This window comes from Chitinophaga sp. LS1 (assembly GCF_034274695.1).
Lineage (GTDB): Bacteria > Bacteroidota > Bacteroidia > Chitinophagales > Chitinophagaceae > Chitinophaga.
Genome location: NZ_CP128362.1, coordinates 4,764,543 through 4,779,488, shown reverse-complemented (window position 1 = coordinate 4,779,488; position 14,946 = coordinate 4,764,543). Strand labels below are relative to the sequence as shown.

The 14,946-nt window shown below is 41.8% G+C and carries 17 protein-coding genes; 8 read left to right on the top strand and 9 right to left on the bottom strand.

Translation table 11 applies throughout. The annotated features are described in order from the left end of the window. Positions 1-228: 228 nt before the first annotated feature. The 4 genes from QQL36_RS19830 to QQL36_RS19815 form a co-directional block, all read right to left on the bottom strand. Positions 229-795 (bottom strand): class I SAM-dependent methyltransferase, encoded by a 567-nt coding sequence (locus QQL36_RS19830; protein ID WP_321566546.1) that lies wholly within the window; start codon positions 793-795, stop codon positions 229-231. After that, complete coding sequence (locus QQL36_RS19825; protein WP_321566545.1) at positions 785-1,015, bottom strand: hypothetical protein; 231 nt, start codon at positions 1,013-1,015, stop codon at positions 785-787. The genes QQL36_RS19830 and QQL36_RS19825 overlap by 11 nt, the downstream gene beginning before the upstream one ends. A gap of 182 nt (positions 1,016-1,197) precedes the next feature. Next, positions 1,198-1,557 carry a hypothetical protein gene (locus QQL36_RS19820; RefSeq protein ID WP_321566544.1) on the bottom strand — a complete coding sequence of 120 codons (360 nt, stop codon included), beginning with the start codon at positions 1,555-1,557 and terminating at the stop codon, positions 1,198-1,200. Further along, entirely contained in the window at positions 1,547-2,014 is a 468-nt protein-coding gene (locus QQL36_RS19815; RefSeq protein WP_321566543.1) for a hypothetical protein, read from the bottom strand. Before QQL36_RS19815 ends, QQL36_RS19820 begins: the two co-directional genes overlap by 11 nt. A gap of 262 nt (positions 2,015-2,276) precedes the next feature. On the opposite strand from QQL36_RS19815, the gene QQL36_RS19810 reads away from it, so the two are divergent. Both QQL36_RS19810 and map read left to right on the top strand, forming a co-directional pair. Further along, the gene (locus QQL36_RS19810) at positions 2,277-2,471 is read left to right on the top strand and encodes a hypothetical protein (protein WP_321566542.1); all 195 of its coding nucleotides are present in this window, start codon (positions 2,277-2,279) and stop codon (positions 2,469-2,471) included. Positions 2,472-2,487: 16 nt separating this feature from the next. Further along, on the top strand, positions 2,488-3,252 hold the full coding sequence (gene map / locus QQL36_RS19805; RefSeq protein ID WP_321566541.1) for a type I methionyl aminopeptidase: 765 nt from the start codon (positions 2,488-2,490) through the stop codon (positions 3,250-3,252). A gap of 1,094 nt (positions 3,253-4,346) precedes the next feature. Here the strand turns inward: map and QQL36_RS19800 are convergent. After that, positions 4,347-5,177 (bottom strand): hypothetical protein, encoded by an 831-nt coding sequence (locus QQL36_RS19800; protein ID WP_321566540.1) that lies wholly within the window; start codon positions 5,175-5,177, stop codon positions 4,347-4,349. Positions 5,178-5,231: 54 nt separating this feature from the next. Between QQL36_RS19800 and QQL36_RS19795 the strand changes: the two genes are divergently transcribed. Continuing rightward, positions 5,232-6,908, top strand: coding sequence for an RluA family pseudouridine synthase (locus tag QQL36_RS19795; RefSeq protein WP_321566539.1), 1,677 nt, complete (start codon positions 5,232-5,234; stop codon positions 6,906-6,908). Positions 6,909-7,143: 235 nt separating this feature from the next. Further along, a complete protein-coding gene (locus QQL36_RS19790; RefSeq protein WP_321566538.1) occupies positions 7,144-7,665 on the top strand; it encodes a nicotinate-nucleotide adenylyltransferase in 522 nt (173 codons plus the stop codon). 157 nt (positions 7,666-7,822) lie between these two features. Here QQL36_RS19790 and QQL36_RS19785 read toward each other — a convergent pair whose 3' ends face one another. Next, complete coding sequence (locus QQL36_RS19785) at positions 7,823-9,406, bottom strand: Na+/H+ antiporter (protein ID WP_321566537.1); 1,584 nt, start codon at positions 9,404-9,406, stop codon at positions 7,823-7,825. 389 nt (positions 9,407-9,795) lie between these two features. On the opposite strand from QQL36_RS19785, the gene QQL36_RS19780 reads away from it, so the two are divergent. After that, positions 9,796-10,335, top strand: a complete 540-nt coding sequence (locus QQL36_RS19780; protein WP_321566536.1) for a hypothetical protein — start codon at positions 9,796-9,798, stop codon at positions 10,333-10,335. A gap of 177 nt (positions 10,336-10,512) precedes the next feature. Here the strand turns inward: QQL36_RS19780 and QQL36_RS19775 are convergent, their stop codons facing one another. Continuing rightward, entirely contained in the window at positions 10,513-11,688 is a 1,176-nt protein-coding gene (locus tag QQL36_RS19775; protein ID WP_321566535.1) for a metallophosphoesterase, read from the bottom strand. A 235-nt stretch (positions 11,689-11,923) separates the two neighbouring features. Further along, a complete protein-coding gene (locus QQL36_RS19770) occupies positions 11,924-12,313 on the bottom strand; it encodes a VOC family protein (protein ID WP_083727407.1) in 390 nt (129 codons plus the stop codon). 100 nt (positions 12,314-12,413) lie between these two features. On the opposite strand from QQL36_RS19770, the gene QQL36_RS19765 reads away from it, so the two are divergent. From QQL36_RS19765 to QQL36_RS19755, 3 genes are read left to right on the top strand one after another with little or no spacing between them, the layout of a single operon-like run. Beyond that, positions 12,414-12,641 (top strand): helix-turn-helix transcriptional regulator, encoded by a 228-nt coding sequence (locus QQL36_RS19765; RefSeq protein WP_321566534.1) that lies wholly within the window; start codon positions 12,414-12,416, stop codon positions 12,639-12,641. Between the two features lie 60 nt (positions 12,642-12,701). Next, complete coding sequence (locus tag QQL36_RS19760; RefSeq protein WP_321566533.1) at positions 12,702-13,055, top strand: DinB family protein; 354 nt, start codon at positions 12,702-12,704, stop codon at positions 13,053-13,055. Between the two features lies 1 nt (position 13,056). Continuing rightward, positions 13,057-13,605 (top strand): hypothetical protein, encoded by a 549-nt coding sequence (locus QQL36_RS19755; protein WP_321566532.1) that lies wholly within the window; start codon positions 13,057-13,059, stop codon positions 13,603-13,605. 169 nt (positions 13,606-13,774) lie between these two features. On the opposite strand, the gene QQL36_RS19750 is transcribed toward QQL36_RS19755, so the two are convergent. Beyond that, entirely contained in the window at positions 13,775-14,911 is a 1,137-nt protein-coding gene (locus QQL36_RS19750) for a TlpA disulfide reductase family protein (RefSeq protein ID WP_321566531.1), read from the bottom strand. Between the last annotated feature and the right edge of the window lie 35 nt (positions 14,912-14,946).

The window sequence follows — 14,946 nt, the reverse complement described above, 5'->3', positions numbered from 1 at the left end:
ATTTAAAGATACCCTTCTCAAAAGAAGAAATATCCGCCAGCTCTTCTCCCTGTCTCTATGGCCGTCCAGTAGGTGCTTATCTCCTTGTTCCAGTGATTTAAAGATACTCTTCTCAAAAGAAGAAATATCCGCTAGCTCTTCTCCCTATCTCTATGACTATCCAGTAGCTGCTCATCACCTTGTTCCAGTGATTTAAATTGTCATAGTTGAAGGCTGGGTTATCAATTTTCATATACCACTAAAATAATGATTTCCGCCCTCATCCTCAAACTCTTCCACACCGGATAAGCCGGCTGCCAACAGCAGCTTTTTGTATTCTTCTGCACCTAAAGACCTTGAGTTTTGCGCAGTCATTACATCCTGCCAGGCTACCTTTTGCAAAGGTGCAGTAAATAACAACTTCCCATCAGCATGTAACGCCGCAGCCATCTTTGCAATGAGTGATCGTTGTGCAGCTTCTTCCAATAAAAATATCACGCCAATAGAGATAATGCCATCATACTTAAAATTTAAAAACTGTGACTCCTCTACCGACTCACATTCTACAGGTACATCCGGAAAGTTATCCTGAAAAGCCGCTACCATTTTAGCTGATGCATCCACTGCATACACCTTCAATCCTGCTTCCAGCAATATTTTCGTAACCGGAATACCAGTGCCGCACCCCAAATCAAGTATTACAGCGCCTTTGGCAAACGACTGCGCCCAGGCCCGGACCTTAGCCGAGCCTGTGGTAGTCCTGTGCCGGGCATATAATTCGGCTATATTATCATAGCCATTTGATTTATCTTTCAAATGTTTCCAATTTATCTATTTCTGTATCCCATTTCACCTCTTTTTCAATCAGATTAATATAGTGTCTCACCTGCGATAAAAAGTGAACAGATATCGCAATTGTTTCTTCAGGATTGATCCACAGGATAATTCCTTCTTCATCTCTGATCTTCTCCCATCCAAAGTTAGGAATCCTGACAGATTGAATATTTACTTTGCTTTTTTTGAATAATGAGAACATATTTATCTTTCATATTCGACAACTGGAAGTTTTACCGGCATAGGATTCTCCACCATCCACTTCACCGCAATTTCAAGTAGCCCCTAAAACTGTTTATGTTTAATGAACCGCGGTATGCCGAACTGCATGTACAGTGGTGTGAGAGGATAGTAAGGGAAATAATCCCTTACTTCCAACCCGATTTATTTTTTTCCCTGTTCTTCAAATTTCTTAAAGACGTATTTATACGTGCGGCCTTTTTTTATAACAATTAAAGTATCTGCATAAGGGATTTTTTTAATATTATTGCCCATTGCGACGTTACGAAAGGATATTCCAAAATTGTCCGCCGAAACTGGTCTGCAGCCATATTTTTTGGGATCGTTGTCCAATTGGAATTGGAAATAGCCATTGGTCCCTTCCATGAAGATCACTTTCCCATCGAGGGAGGCACTATTAAATTCCTTAAATTCCCTGACGGCTTTTTCATAGCCGAAACAGGCGATCGACATGGTAGCAATGACCAATAAAGAAAGCCATTGCTTTATGCTGTTATTTCTCATTTGATTCAGGTTTGAAATCTTTTACTTTATATGTATTACTAAAACTTACACCATATTTAGGAACGGGTACATCTCCAATCTCACCTGCTAGTGGATCAAAGCTAAGACTTCCTGAGATGATTCCAGGAGCACCATTTGCTCCTGGCGTATAGCCCCCAGTTGCGCTGAGCCCTTCAGCAAAAGGAACGGATACGTAAGTACCAACTCCACCTTCCCTAAACTTCGTTTCTACAATGCTTCGGTTAATTTCACTTACTGGCCCAAGGTACGTAGCTCCTCCAACATTGATTGAGAATCCAGATGCTCCTCCGCTTATTACATTCGTTATGATGGTCCAGATAGGATAGATAGAAGCTTCAGGCCCTCTGAGTATCCAGTTAAATTCATTACTAGTTCCCTCCATTGACAGCCTGTTTTCATCCGCTTTAAGATTAACTGAACCACTTTTATTAAACATATTCTGGGTGCAAAGCCTCGTTCTCTCTTACTTAAATGTGGTATTATCCAATCTCTTATTTTATCTTCGTCTATGAGTCCCGGATTTATTCTTTTTTTCCGCAAAACAAAAATCTATAATCTCTGGGACTCTTCCTTTTTTTACATAAGCTTAAACAACTTCTATAATAATTTGATTATCAATTTAATAAATTTGTATCATATATAGGTTTTTATGGCTAATGTTTAGAAGATAAACTACCCTGGATGAAATCCCCCAATGATTGGCCGGTCGTGAATTTCAACCGGAACAGTTTCAGAAATTCACAGCAAAAGGTGCGATGCCGGCTGCGGTAGGCAATTGCTGGATGAACATCTGGCAGAGAGATGCGGAACTGAACAGGAAATACAGCTATGATTTTGAAGTCTATGGTGAGAATCTCAACAGGGTGACAATTCAGAAGTTGATATCTATATAGCGACAAAATAAAAGGTATGTCAATAACAAAAGAATCCGAATTATTCGGCATGCAAAAAGCGAGTGAAGCTGTTGCATACACATTGAAGGAAATGACAAACTATGCCAAACCGGGCATGAGTACAAAAGAGCTGGATGAATATGGGGCGAAGATCCTGGCAGACTTTGGTGCTAAATCAGCGCCTTATTTAACCTATGGATTTCCGGGTTGGACTTGTATTAGTGTGGATAATGAGTTTTGCCATGGTATTCCTTCAGAAAAGAGAATTTTAAAAGATGGTGATTTGATCAATATTGATGTTTCTGCAGAGCTGAATGGTTTTTGGGCGGATAATGGCGGATCATTTGTAATTGGAGAGGATGTGCATCAACATCAGAAATTGGTGGATGCATCGAAAGATATTTTACGGAAGGCGTTGAATACGATCAGAGGTGGTGTGAAAATAGCGGATATTGGTTTGCTGATAGAGACGGAGGCAAAGAAGAGAGGGTATAAAGTGATTAAGAACCTTGGTGGGCATGGGATTGGCAGAGGGTTGCATGAAGAGCCGGGTGAGCTGCTTTGTTATAGAAATAAAGGGGATAAGAGACGATTTAAGAAGAATTCAGTGGTGGCAATTGAAACGTTTATTTCTACCAATTCATCTTATGCGACTGAGTTGAATGATGGGTGGACAATGGTAGGTGAAAGAGGTGGATTTATGGCGCAGCATGAGCATACGATTGTGGTGACCGATGGACAGCCGTTAATATTGACGGAGATGAATGGGATATTGAATTAGGAATCTGGAATCTGGATTCTGGTTTCTCTATTCTGTATCAGGAATCTGGATTCAGGAGATTGAAATAAAGATCAGGAGATTAAATTAGAAATCAGGAATAAGGATTTTGAATTAGGATCTTGAATTAAGATTTTTCAAAGCCTTCAGCTCACCCGATCTGAAGGCTTTTCCTTTGGGGCCCTCTCATACCAGTAATTTTGGATCTCTCACACCAACAACTTCACCCCTCTCTCCTGTAGCTTTGGATCACTAAATCACATACTATGCAACAATCAGCACTAGTACTGGTCACAGGTGGCAATGGCTCGCCCGGCATTCACTGCTGTTAAAGATGAAATAGTATTATCCAACTTATCGCCATACAGCCTACTAAGCTGACAAAGAAAAAATAGTTTCATCCAACTTACCGCCATACCGCCTACTGAGCTGACAAAGAAAAAATAGTTTCATCCAACTTGTCGCCATACCGCCTACTGAGCTGACAATGAAAAAATAGTTTCATCCAACTTACCGCCATACCGCCTACTGAGCTGACAATGAAAAAATAGTTTCATCCAACTTGTCGCCATACCGCCTACTGAGCTGACAATGAAAAAATAGTTTCATCCAACTTACCGCCATACCGCCTACTGAGCTGACAAAGAAAAAATAGTTTCATCCAGCTTGTCGCCATACCGCCTACTGAGCTGATAATGAAAAAATAGTTTCATCCAACTTGTCGCCATACCGCCTACTGTGCTGACAAAGAAGAAATAGTTTCACCCAGCTTGTCGCCATACCGCCTACTGAGCTGACAATGAAAAAATAGTTTCATCCAACTTGTCGCCATACCGCCTACTGTGCTGATAATGAAAAAATAGTTTCATCCAACTTGTCGCCATACCGCCTACTGTGCTGACAAAGAAGAAATAGTTTCACCCAGCTTGTCGCCATACCGCCTACTGAGCTGATAATGAAAAAATAGTTTCATCCAACTTACCGCCATGCCGCCTACTGTGCTGACAAAGAAGAAATAGTTTCATCCAACTTACTGCCATACCGCCTACTGAGCTGACAATGAAGAAATAGTTTCATCCAACTTGTCGCCATACCGCCTACTGAGCTGACAAAGAAGAAATTGTTTCATCCAACTTACCCAACCAGCCAGGATCAATCGTTTTATCCTTTTGCGATTCTTTATGCAACCGCTTCAATGCCGGCAAAAAATCAGCATCGTCCAACGCTTCAATCGCATCAAATAACAATGTCCCAAATTCACCCGTCAACAACTCCTGTATAATCACCTCTTTTATCCCTGCCTCTTTTCTAATCGCCAACCCCACAATGGCTTCAAACCGCGTTTCCTCTTCCTTATCATTCACCCTGTTCCACAAAGCCGTTATTATCTGTTTCGGGTGCTTATCTATCCGCGAACCAATACCAAATGTCGCCCAATTCCTGATAGCACTAAATTTGTCTGTAGTCAGTTCCACCATCGCATCTACCGCTACCTGATGTTCCACCCCAAGTAATGCATACACCACGCCTAATCTTACGTATTTATCCGAATGAGATTTAAATGCGGAAACAGCCTTCGCCTGAGCGGCACTCAACGTATCGTTGTTAAAACGGATGGCATGTAGTACTGTGATGAGCAGATCTGTTGTAAACGCACTATCCAACAGCGCACGCTCCAACAATTCAAAATAAAGTTGCAGCGATTCCTTTAAATAAGGTCTTCCGGTCGATCCCAATTGAGCCAGAATATCAACAGCCACCTCCTTTTCCCGATCCGTACCCGTTTTAACCAATTGATAACATCTCTTAAATGTCTCCTCCCCTCCCCTTCGGTATAGCTCTCTAACATTATCCCAATATGTCTTTTGTGATTTATTATTGAGGACCCGGGTTAATAGTTCTTCTGCTGTAAAGTCTTTTCTTCTCATAAGGGCTACCAAATTAATAACTTTAGTCCTAATTTTGCGCCAAATTTAATTGTGTTGGGAGATAAGATCGATTACTTTTCGGATGAATTAATAAAAGATATAGCCTTACCTGAACGGTTTACCTTTCCTTTTTTCTACGAACCACATCCTTTATCCAAACTAGCCGCTGCCGACCTCCAGCAATACCTGGAAACGCATACCGGGTTGGATCATAACTTCGGACTGACTGACGATACGGATGGATCCGCTATCGGCAAAATGTTCGGCGTGCTGGTTGTACAGGATCCAACCGGCAGACTGGGTTATCTCTCCGCCTTCTCCGGCAAACTCGCCAACTCAAACGACCACGGAAAATTTGTTCCTCCTGTCTTTGATATGCTGTCTGAAAACAGCTTCTTCCTCAAAGGACTGGAATTCATCACCGCCATCAATACCCGGATTGACGAACTGCAGGCAGATGAAAAGTACCAACAGCTGAAACTGGACATAGAGCAGGCAGCCATCACCGCTACAGCCGAAATCACCCATTTAAAGCAGCAATTAAAAGCTAACAAAGACAACCGTAAACAACTCCGGACTCAGCTAAAAGAACGCTTAAATGAGGCCGAATATGCTGTTGCTGAGGCAGATATCATCAATCAGAGCCTGGCGGATAAAAGACAGCTGAAATACCTGACGGACAATTGGTTAGCAAGACAAGCGGAATTAAAAAACCAACTGGACCAGTTCGAGTCCATTCTTGAACCGCTCAAAAATGAACGGAAGGAACGATCCGCCGATCTACAGCAACAGATCTTTGAACAATACAGTTTTCTGAATAAAGACGGTCAGACCAAAAGTCTGCAGGCTATCTTCAGCGAAACACCTTTTGGTAAACCTCCGGCAGGCAGCGGGGAATGCGCTATGCCCAAACTCCTCCAATTTGCTTTTGCTAATAATTACACACCCATAGCAATGGCTGAATTCTGGTGGGGCACCTCTCCAAAATCAGAGATCAGGAAACATAAACAATTCTACCCTGCCTGCACAGGCAAATGCAAGCCCATTCTGGCACATATGCTGGAAGGGATCGCCATCGACGACAATCCGTTATTGCATATAAAAGAAGATAGTCATCCGCTTGAAATCGTATTTGAAGATGATAGTTTTGTGGTAGTGAACAAGCCCTCCGGTCTCCGCTCCGTACCCGGGGTGAATATCGAGGATTCCGTGTATAGTAGATTAAAACACGGCCTACTAGATACAGAGCCGCTGATTATTCATAGATTGGATATGGATACTTCAGGACTACTCGTCGTCGCCAAAACCCAGGCAGCCCACAAGCATATCCAACGGCAATTTTTACAGCGAACAGTCAGCAAACGCTATACTGCATTGATTTCTAAAGTACTTGACCAGCCAGGAGGCATGATCGACCTCCCTTTGGGACCTGATTTATTAAACCGTCCCAGACAGCTGGTCTGCTTCGAAACAGGCAAGAAAAGCGTTACAAAATGGGAAGTAGTCAAAAGATTCCCGGACATGACTAAAGTAAACTTCTGGCCGCTTACGGGTAGAACGCATCAGTTGCGTATGCATTCGGCACATGAGTCAGGACTCAATGCCCCCATTGTAGGAGACGATCTGTACGGCACCGCATCGGAAAGAATGTACCTCCATGCAGCCGAAATAGAATTTATCCACCCTGCCACGAGGGAAAAAATGCGCTTCGCTGTCGAAGAAGGCTTTTAATCCAATTGACAAAGGTAGCTGATACAGCCGAAATCGGATTTATCCACCCTTTCCACGAGGGTGCACCATCAAAAATACCTTTTAACCCAATTGATTATCAACCCCGTTTCTACATTCTGATGACAATCATGGCCACTGATGATGCTATTTTCAATACCCCATGATCCACGTCAATAGTTTTGCTTCGGCAATAAGTGAGTTTTGAAGTAAGATTCTAAACTATAAACCTTCAGCTATGAAATACATACAATTCATGCTTGTAGCCATCGCTCTGATGCTGACCAATATCCTTTCATCATCTGCTCAAACTGCTGCACCTGCTGCCGGACCATCTGTCAACTTACAGGCAACCAGTTATAAGTTCATCAAAACCGTCAATGGCAAAGAAGAAGCACAGCCCGTGGCACCACTGGCCATCACTTCTGCCGCATACGATGTAAAAACTGCCGTTAATTATTACGAAGATGAGTATGATTCATACTTTATCTCCTTCGCTATACCTAACGGTCTCACACTGGCTGCTTATGACAAAAATGGTAAACTGATCCGCACTGCAGAAAGATATGAAATTGAATTATTGCCTACTTCAGTGACTGAGGCAATTGCAAAAAAATATCCAGGGTGGACAATTGATAAAGATGTATACCTGATCACATACATCAAAGACAGGGACAATGAATCCAAATACAGACTGATACTGGAAAACGGCACCAAAAGAATTAAGTTGAAGGCGAATGATGCCGGAGAGCTTTTCTGATGATTTTTTATGAGACAATGTATTATTAAAACGAGGCCGTATCAGCAATAAGATACGGCCTCGTTTTATTTGGATACCTGAAGGAGGCAGATAATTATTTAAGCAATGTTCAGTGCGTTTTTTATTCCCCCTCTTTTTAAATTTAACCGTTAACGGCCTAAATGATCTTAATCCGTTCCTCCTCCAGATCTATCTGGTATAACTGTTCTCTGATGATCTCCTCATCAATCGTCGGATCTTTATTCAATTCCGTCAAATAATCCCGTTGACTCTCCAACAAATCTATAAAGATCTTTTTCATCGTTTCATTCATCAGGCTCTCACTATTCGCTTTTGCCCGCTCTTCCCATATATGCAACAACTTCTCCATGCCTGCATGCCCATTCAATTCCTTCTCATACTTACTCTTCAACACCTGGTACACATGCTGCTTCAACCCCTGTTTCATCTGCTGTCTGGTCGTATTTTCCGACTCCTCCTTCTCTATATCATCAAAAATATGCGATCGGCTGATGAAGTAAGGCAATGTCAATCCCTGTACCACCAGTGTCAATAAGATAGCTACAAAGGTGATAAAGAGGATCAGGTTCCGCTGCGGAAATAATGTGCCATTCTCAAACGCCACCGGTATCGACAACGCCGCCGCCAGGGATACCACCCCTCTCATACCCGTCCAGCCCAACATCAATGGCAACAACATCGTCCGGCTTCGCGTGCTTGCCCGGGGACGTACACTGGGACGAAAGATAATCGTTGCCAACATGGCACAATACGCACTAATAATGCGTGCTACTATCAGCACGCCCGTCACCAGTACACCATAACCAATAGCGGTATGCAAAGGTGTACCATCTGCCCTTAATCCCTCTACAATCTCGGGCAGGTCCAGTCCTATGATGAGAAAAACAATCCCATTCAATATAAACACAAGACTGTCCCATACACTATAAGCCGATATACGACTGGCACTATTCAAAAATACAAGTCGCTGCGAAGACATATATAAACCACCACATACCACCGCCAATACACCGGAACAATGCAATTGCTCTGCCAGCCAGTACATCAGGTAAGGTTCTATCAATGTCAACGCGATATCTGATGTAGGCGTGGTAGGTAATTTTCTGTGTGCTTTTACAAATGCCCACGCTAAGATTAAACCGACTGCGGCACCACCGATTATCATCCATAAAAAACTAGTCGCTGCCTCCTGCCAGATAAATTGCCCCGTACCTACGGTTATCATGGCAAAGCGAAATATGATCAGGGAAGACGCATCATTCAACAAACTCTCTCCTTCTAATATTGCCGATGTAGACTTAGGGATCTTTACAAATTTTGTAATCGCCGCCGTGCTGATGGCATCCGGTGGCGAGACAATCCCTCCTAATAAAAACCCTAATGCGATCGAAAACCCGGGGAGGAAATAATTTGCGGCCACCGCTACCGACAAGGCCGTAAAAAATACGACAAGGAAGGCAAAGCTGGTGATAATACGCCACCACTTTTTCATTTCTTTAAATGACACACCCCAGGATGCTTCGAATAATAAAGGAGGTAAAAAAATAAAGAATATCAGGTCCGGATCTACCCTTACCGCAGGCAACCCGGGGATAAAACTGATGAGGAGTCCTGCCACTACCAGCAGTATAGGGTATGCGATTTTTAGCCGGGTCGCCCACATTTCTAATACCACGACAACCGCGATCATAGCGAGAAAAAAAGGAAGGATAGTGTGCATTCAGTTGATATTTAATTCCTTGACGAGCAAATATTCCCGAAAATAAGGAAATAGGGCGGATAACAAATACAATAAAAAAACTATATCCAGGTAAGGTCTAAGTGGGATGATATAAAATTGGTTTACATACCAAAAGAACCACCCACAATAAAAGAATGATAGAATTTGGTGATAATAGTTTAGGATATTTCTCTTAAGAATTATAGTCCAGCTATAGCATAGTTATACTTCCTTAAGGTCACTATAAGGGCATTATAAGGGCACTTCAATATCGATTGGATATTGAAGTGCCCTTTAAGTGATGTATTAGTATTGGTATAGTGATAAAGATTCACTATATTAGCATACCTATATTTATTATTGATTTTATAACCTCAAAACTGTTTGTTATGGCTCTTGTAAAAGACAACATACTCCTCCAATGTGTACGAGGCTCCCTCGGCGATCAACTCACGATTTACGAAAGGAACGGGCAGATTATTATTGCCAAAAAACGCGGTCCATCGAAGAATAAGCCAACTATAAAGCAGCTGGAAGCCAGGTATAAGATGAAAATAGCAGCAGCCTATGCGCTGGCAATCCTGGAAGATCCGGACCTGAAAGCTTATTATAAGTCACTGGCCGGACCGGGACAGAATGCCTATAATATGGCGGTAAAGGATGCTTATGCGTCACCGGAGATTCAGAATATCAGATTCGAAGAGGAGACAGTGATCGTGACCGCAAAAGATGAATTCAGGGTAGCGGCTGTGGAAATACGGGTGGTTGATACTGATGGTGTTATCGTGGATAGAGGCGCCGCTGTTTTAGGCAGGAATGGTGTGGATTGGTACTATAAGGTAGCCAGTCAGCCACCGGGTGGTAAGATCATAGTAGTGGCGGTGGATTTGCCGGGGAATGAAACAGTCAGGGAACTTAAACTGGAATAAATCCGGCATCAGCCCGAGGGAAAAACAGCCCTCCCAAAAGCGCTGAAAAACAATCCCAAAAAACACCTCGGAAAAAGCCCGGAAAAGTGCTGAATAAGCGCTAAAAAAAGGTTTCCCCCGGAAGAAAAACCTCCCGGGGAGGAATGCTATTCTAAAAAACTGATAAGGTCCCCCTTATCAGCCCTTCTTTAATGTCAATACTGCAATTTCAGGCCACATCCCAATCCTGCCTTTTAAGCCGAGGAAACCAAACCCTCTGTTTACATACAGGTATTTCCCCTGCTGTTCATACAGGCCGGCCCATTGCTTATATACATACTTTATCGGGCTCCATTTAAAACCAAATAATTCAATTCCAAACTGCATTCCATGTGTATGCCCTGCCAATGTAAGGTGTACATGCTGATGATGATCTACCGTTACCTCATCCCAGTGAGAAGGGTCGTGGGACATCAGGACCTTGAATGAATGATCCGGCACATTCACCGTCGCTCTCTTCAGATCTCCATATTTATGAAAACCACCTTTCCCCCAATTCTCTACACCGATCAGCGAAATGCTCTGCCCTTGTTTATTGATCGTCACCGCTTCATTTAATAATAAATTGAAGCCCATCTCCCCATGCACCGCTTTTAAACGGTCCAGATTTGCCGCCTGCGCCTCCTTACTTTCCCATCTCATGTAATCGCCATAGTCATGGTTCCCCAATACGGAAAACTTGCCATAAGGGGCCTTTAACTTCGTAAAACCACCTATCCATGGATCCATCTCAGAAGCCATGTTATTGACAAGGTCACCAGTGAATAATAGCAGGTCGCTGTTCTGCGCATCGACCAGGTCAAGGCCTTTCTGTACGCCTCCGGCATCGCTAAAACTACCGGAATGTATATCGGATAATTGTGTAATCGTAAAACCGTCAAATGCTTCCGGCAGGTCCGGGAAGAAGATCGTCTCTCTTCTAACTTTATAGAAATGCTTACCCTTTGTCAATCCAAAGAGGATCAGGAGGAAGATCACCCCTGCCAGTGCCAGCGCGACCTCACTCACAATGACACTTCTGTCTGGAAAGCCACGGAATAAACGAACAATATCTTCGGCTAATAATACCGGGGAGGAAAATAGCTTAGGGATAAAGCTGAGCACCATGGCACCGATCACAACAGCGATCAGGCGTTCTGAAGTATGGCCGGCTCTGCGCATGAAGATGATAGAAATGATCGCACCGATCAGAAAAATATCGACCAGCCAGTAGGCAAAATGAAGCATAGGATCCTGACTGAGTGTCGATACTGCCTGGTAAAAATAAAGGTCGCCCACCAGGAAGAGCAATAGCATTAATGGAAATCTTGCCATATAAAAGTAAAACGCGTTTTTTAGGTAGACGAATACCTAATGATAATATTTTAAAGGATGAGGGAAATTTTTTTCTTTTAATATAATATCCGGTATTGAAAAGGTCGGATAGGCCCATATGCAAGAAATTCAAATAGCCGAAGAAAACCACTTCAGCTATTTGAATAAAACGTTTTCCGGAGGTACTTTGTAACCGTGAACCGGATCTTTAAATGGCAAAAATGGAATTTCCTGCTTAAGCAAATCGCTTCTTCGCATCCTCGCTTACAGGCGTAAAGAAGTTAACAAGGTTCCCATCCGGATCTCTGAATAACAAAGAACGATTACCCCAGGGCATAGTCGTAGGTTGTTGTACAACCGTTTCCGCAGGTATACGCTCATAAGCAGCATCTACATCATCTACCTTAAATTCAATGATCACTGATTTGTTTTGCGCCGGCTCCGCCACATTGCCACCAAAAAGTGCAAGCGTGCGGGTACTCCCTATCGCCAATGCCGCACCGGCAGTTTTCAGTTCGGCAAAGTCTTCCGTAAACCAGTTAAATGGAAGCCCTGTAGCTTCTTCATAAAATTTAACAAGGCCCTGAATATCAGCAGTAATGATACGAATCGAGGAAAGAATCATGTGATAATTGTTTTTTCTGGTACAAAATAAAGGGCCCCGGGTGACAACCCTATGTCAGTAGCCTTCCAAACAATTTCAGTTTTAGGTCTACCTTTCCAATATGAGTCTTTCTTCATTCAAGCGTAAATTTGCACGTATCTATGGCAATAGTCCGAATAAATGGCTGTTGGAAAAGAGAATGGAAAGAGCGGCAAAGATGCTACGACATGAGCACCGAAAAGCCAGTGAGATTTATTATGAACTGGGTTATGAAAACCTTTCGAGTTTTATCCAGTCTTTTAAACAGATATATGGTATTACGCCCAAGCAATACCAATTGAACGCTTAGCGATACTTTTAGAACGCCTGCCTGTTATTTACCACCTGCATGTGGGCCTACCTTTGGGCTATGAATAAAGCATATCTCCTCGACTTAGCCAGTTATAATATCTGGGCTAATTATAAAGCGATCGAATGGTTGCAACAGATCACCGATGCACAATGGGAACAGGTGGTGACCAGTAGTTTTAACAGTGTACGACAAACAGCCTTACACATAGCCAGTGCGGAGAAGATCGGGATTGATTTCTGGACAAAAGATCCTGCACCCGTGTTCATATCGGGTACATTTACAGGTACAAAACATGATTTGATCGACATTTGGGAAAAGGCGTCGACTGGTATGAAAGAAAGAATAGGGACTCGTCATATGACAAGAAATACTATTTTCGTAGTAATAGACTTCAACCTAAATTTCAGATAGCATGAAAAAAATATTGGGACTACTGGCTTTAACCCTGGCTTTTGCATGTAATAATAACAAACAACCCAAAACTGCAGAAGACGTTTTAAACTCCATTGACAAAACCAACTTAAACAAAGGTAGTGAGCATTTTCATTTAGATACGCCTGAAGGATGGACTACGGATCGTAAGACGATTCAGGGGATTAATTATTACTACATCATCTCTCCTCAAACGGGTGAAGTACCTAATCCAAATATTAACATGGTGACGGAGTCCATGCAGGGAGTATCGCTTAAAACTTATATTACCAAATCACTGTCTTCACTGGAACAAATATTACCGGGTTCAAAAGTAGTGGCGAATGGGGATATTAAGGCAAATGGGATACATGGTGCGTGGTATAATTATACGATGGAAATGCAGGGTGTGAAAGCGGACCTGATGGCGTATGTATTTCCTGCTGATGGGATTGCGTATGTGATTACAGGGATTTGTGCACCTGATAAGAAAACGAAGTATAGGCCGATATTTGATAAGGTGGCGGAATCATTTAAGGTGGGTGAATAAACATAATATTTCGTCCTTCGATAATCTTCTAAAGTTATTGAGCCAAGCAAATGATCGTTCGACCAGCCACCTACCTTTCTTTGGCACAAAACCTTTTGCTGACGGTGGCTTCTGCGTTATTGTTGTTCCCTCCAAAGAAAAGTGAATGGCTTCGGTTAGTGGCGTGCTATCATTTTTTTATGGACCGAAAGCCAATGTCTATTGTTTTGTTTAAATTCTCTAAATTAATATCTGGATAACTGCTTTTTTTATATTTAACATTCCCATTAGTATCAATTAGGTAAATTTCGGGATAACTAATGACCTGATAAAGTAAATTGATACTATTATTGTTAACAATATGAGTCCAGTCCAATTGTTGCTCTTTAATTAATTGCCGGACTTTCTCAGGCGGCGATTGAGTGGCAATGGCAATTATTTCTAATTGATCTATCGGATACTTTTTTCTTATTGCTCTCAATAAAGGAATCTCATCGATACACGGTTTACACCAGGTGCCCCAAAATACAAGCAATACCTGCTTTTTTTTATAAATTTCATTCAATATGATCTTGTTACTATCAATGTCTGTGGCTGTAAATGATAAGGCTTTTTTCTTATCTTCCAAGATAGCTCTGTTTAATAAATAGTTCTTAACACTGGCCCCCTCTTCACTATTCTTAAATCTGGCTGGAAAAATTGTTGCAAATTGTTGTAAAAGAAGATCCGGAGATAAGGTACTAATAGAAAACTTTTCAAACAGTGAAAAAGAATAATAAGAATATGAGTGTTTCCTTATGTATTCCAATCGTTTGTTTTCAATTGCTATTTTGGCTTCTTCAAGCCTTTCAAAAGCAAGGCTATCATGTGGAACCCATCCAGGTGTAATGGAATCATACATTTGATTATATCGTTCTTGAGGTTCCTTGATATAGGCTGTCATAGCTGAAATCTCCTGTTTACAATCATGTGCGTTTATTATTGTAGCATTGTTAAACGGATCACCTTCATTAATAGGTGACATTAGCTTTATTGAAGCCGGTTTCTCAGTAGTAACTATTGACATAAATGGCCTTCTTTTACCCAAATTATAATCTATGAAAATCTTCGCATATACAGTATTATAGCTATGAGAAATAGTTGCCGTGTTATTAGTATAAGTAGCAGAAACAGGAATATATGACCTTTGTATGCAATCATAATAATAAAAATTCATCTTTTTGACATGTGCACTATCCGGAAGTACAAAGGTTATATTGAACTTTTTCTGACCCAATATTAAAACTGGGCTAACAAGTGTGATCAGTATGCAAAGGATATATTTCATAAAAATAATAATTTTGTAGCATCATAACTCACATG

Bases quoted from the DNA above. Each gene is read 5' to 3' on its own strand.
- QQL36_RS19825 (WP_321566545.1), bottom strand. From the start codon at position 1,015: ATGTTCTCATTATTCAAAAAAAGCAAAGTAAATATTCAATCTGTCAGG.
- QQL36_RS19820 (WP_321566544.1), bottom strand. From the start codon at position 1,557: ATGAGAAATAACAGCATAAAGCAATGGCTTTCTTTATTGGTCATTGCT.
- QQL36_RS19815 (WP_321566543.1), bottom strand. From the start codon at position 2,014: ATGTTTAATAAAAGTGGTTCAGTTAATCTTAAAGCGGATGAAAACAGG.
- map (WP_321566541.1), top strand. From the start codon at position 2,488: ATGTCAATAACAAAAGAATCCGAATTATTCGGCATGCAAAAAGCGAGT.
- QQL36_RS19800 (WP_321566540.1), bottom strand. From the start codon at position 5,177: ATGAGAAGAAAAGACTTTACAGCAGAAGAACTATTAACCCGGGTCCTC.
- QQL36_RS19790 (WP_321566538.1), top strand. From the start codon at position 7,144: ATGAAATACATACAATTCATGCTTGTAGCCATCGCTCTGATGCTGACC.
- QQL36_RS19785 (WP_321566537.1), bottom strand. From the start codon at position 9,406: ATGCACACTATCCTTCCTTTTTTTCTCGCTATGATCGCGGTTGTCGTG.
- QQL36_RS19780 (WP_321566536.1), top strand. From the start codon at position 9,796: ATGGCTCTTGTAAAAGACAACATACTCCTCCAATGTGTACGAGGCTCC.
- QQL36_RS19775 (WP_321566535.1), bottom strand. From the start codon at position 11,688: ATGGCAAGATTTCCATTAATGCTATTGCTCTTCCTGGTGGGCGACCTT.
- QQL36_RS19770 (WP_083727407.1), bottom strand. From the start codon at position 12,313: ATGATTCTTTCCTCGATTCGTATCATTACTGCTGATATTCAGGGCCTT.
- QQL36_RS19765 (WP_321566534.1), top strand. From the start codon at position 12,414: ATGAGTCTTTCTTCATTCAAGCGTAAATTTGCACGTATCTATGGCAAT.
- QQL36_RS19760 (WP_321566533.1), top strand. From the start codon at position 12,702: ATGAATAAAGCATATCTCCTCGACTTAGCCAGTTATAATATCTGGGCT.
- QQL36_RS19755 (WP_321566532.1), top strand. From the start codon at position 13,057: ATGAAAAAAATATTGGGACTACTGGCTTTAACCCTGGCTTTTGCATGT.
- QQL36_RS19750 (WP_321566531.1), bottom strand. From the start codon at position 14,911: ATGAAATATATCCTTTGCATACTGATCACACTTGTTAGCCCAGTTTTA.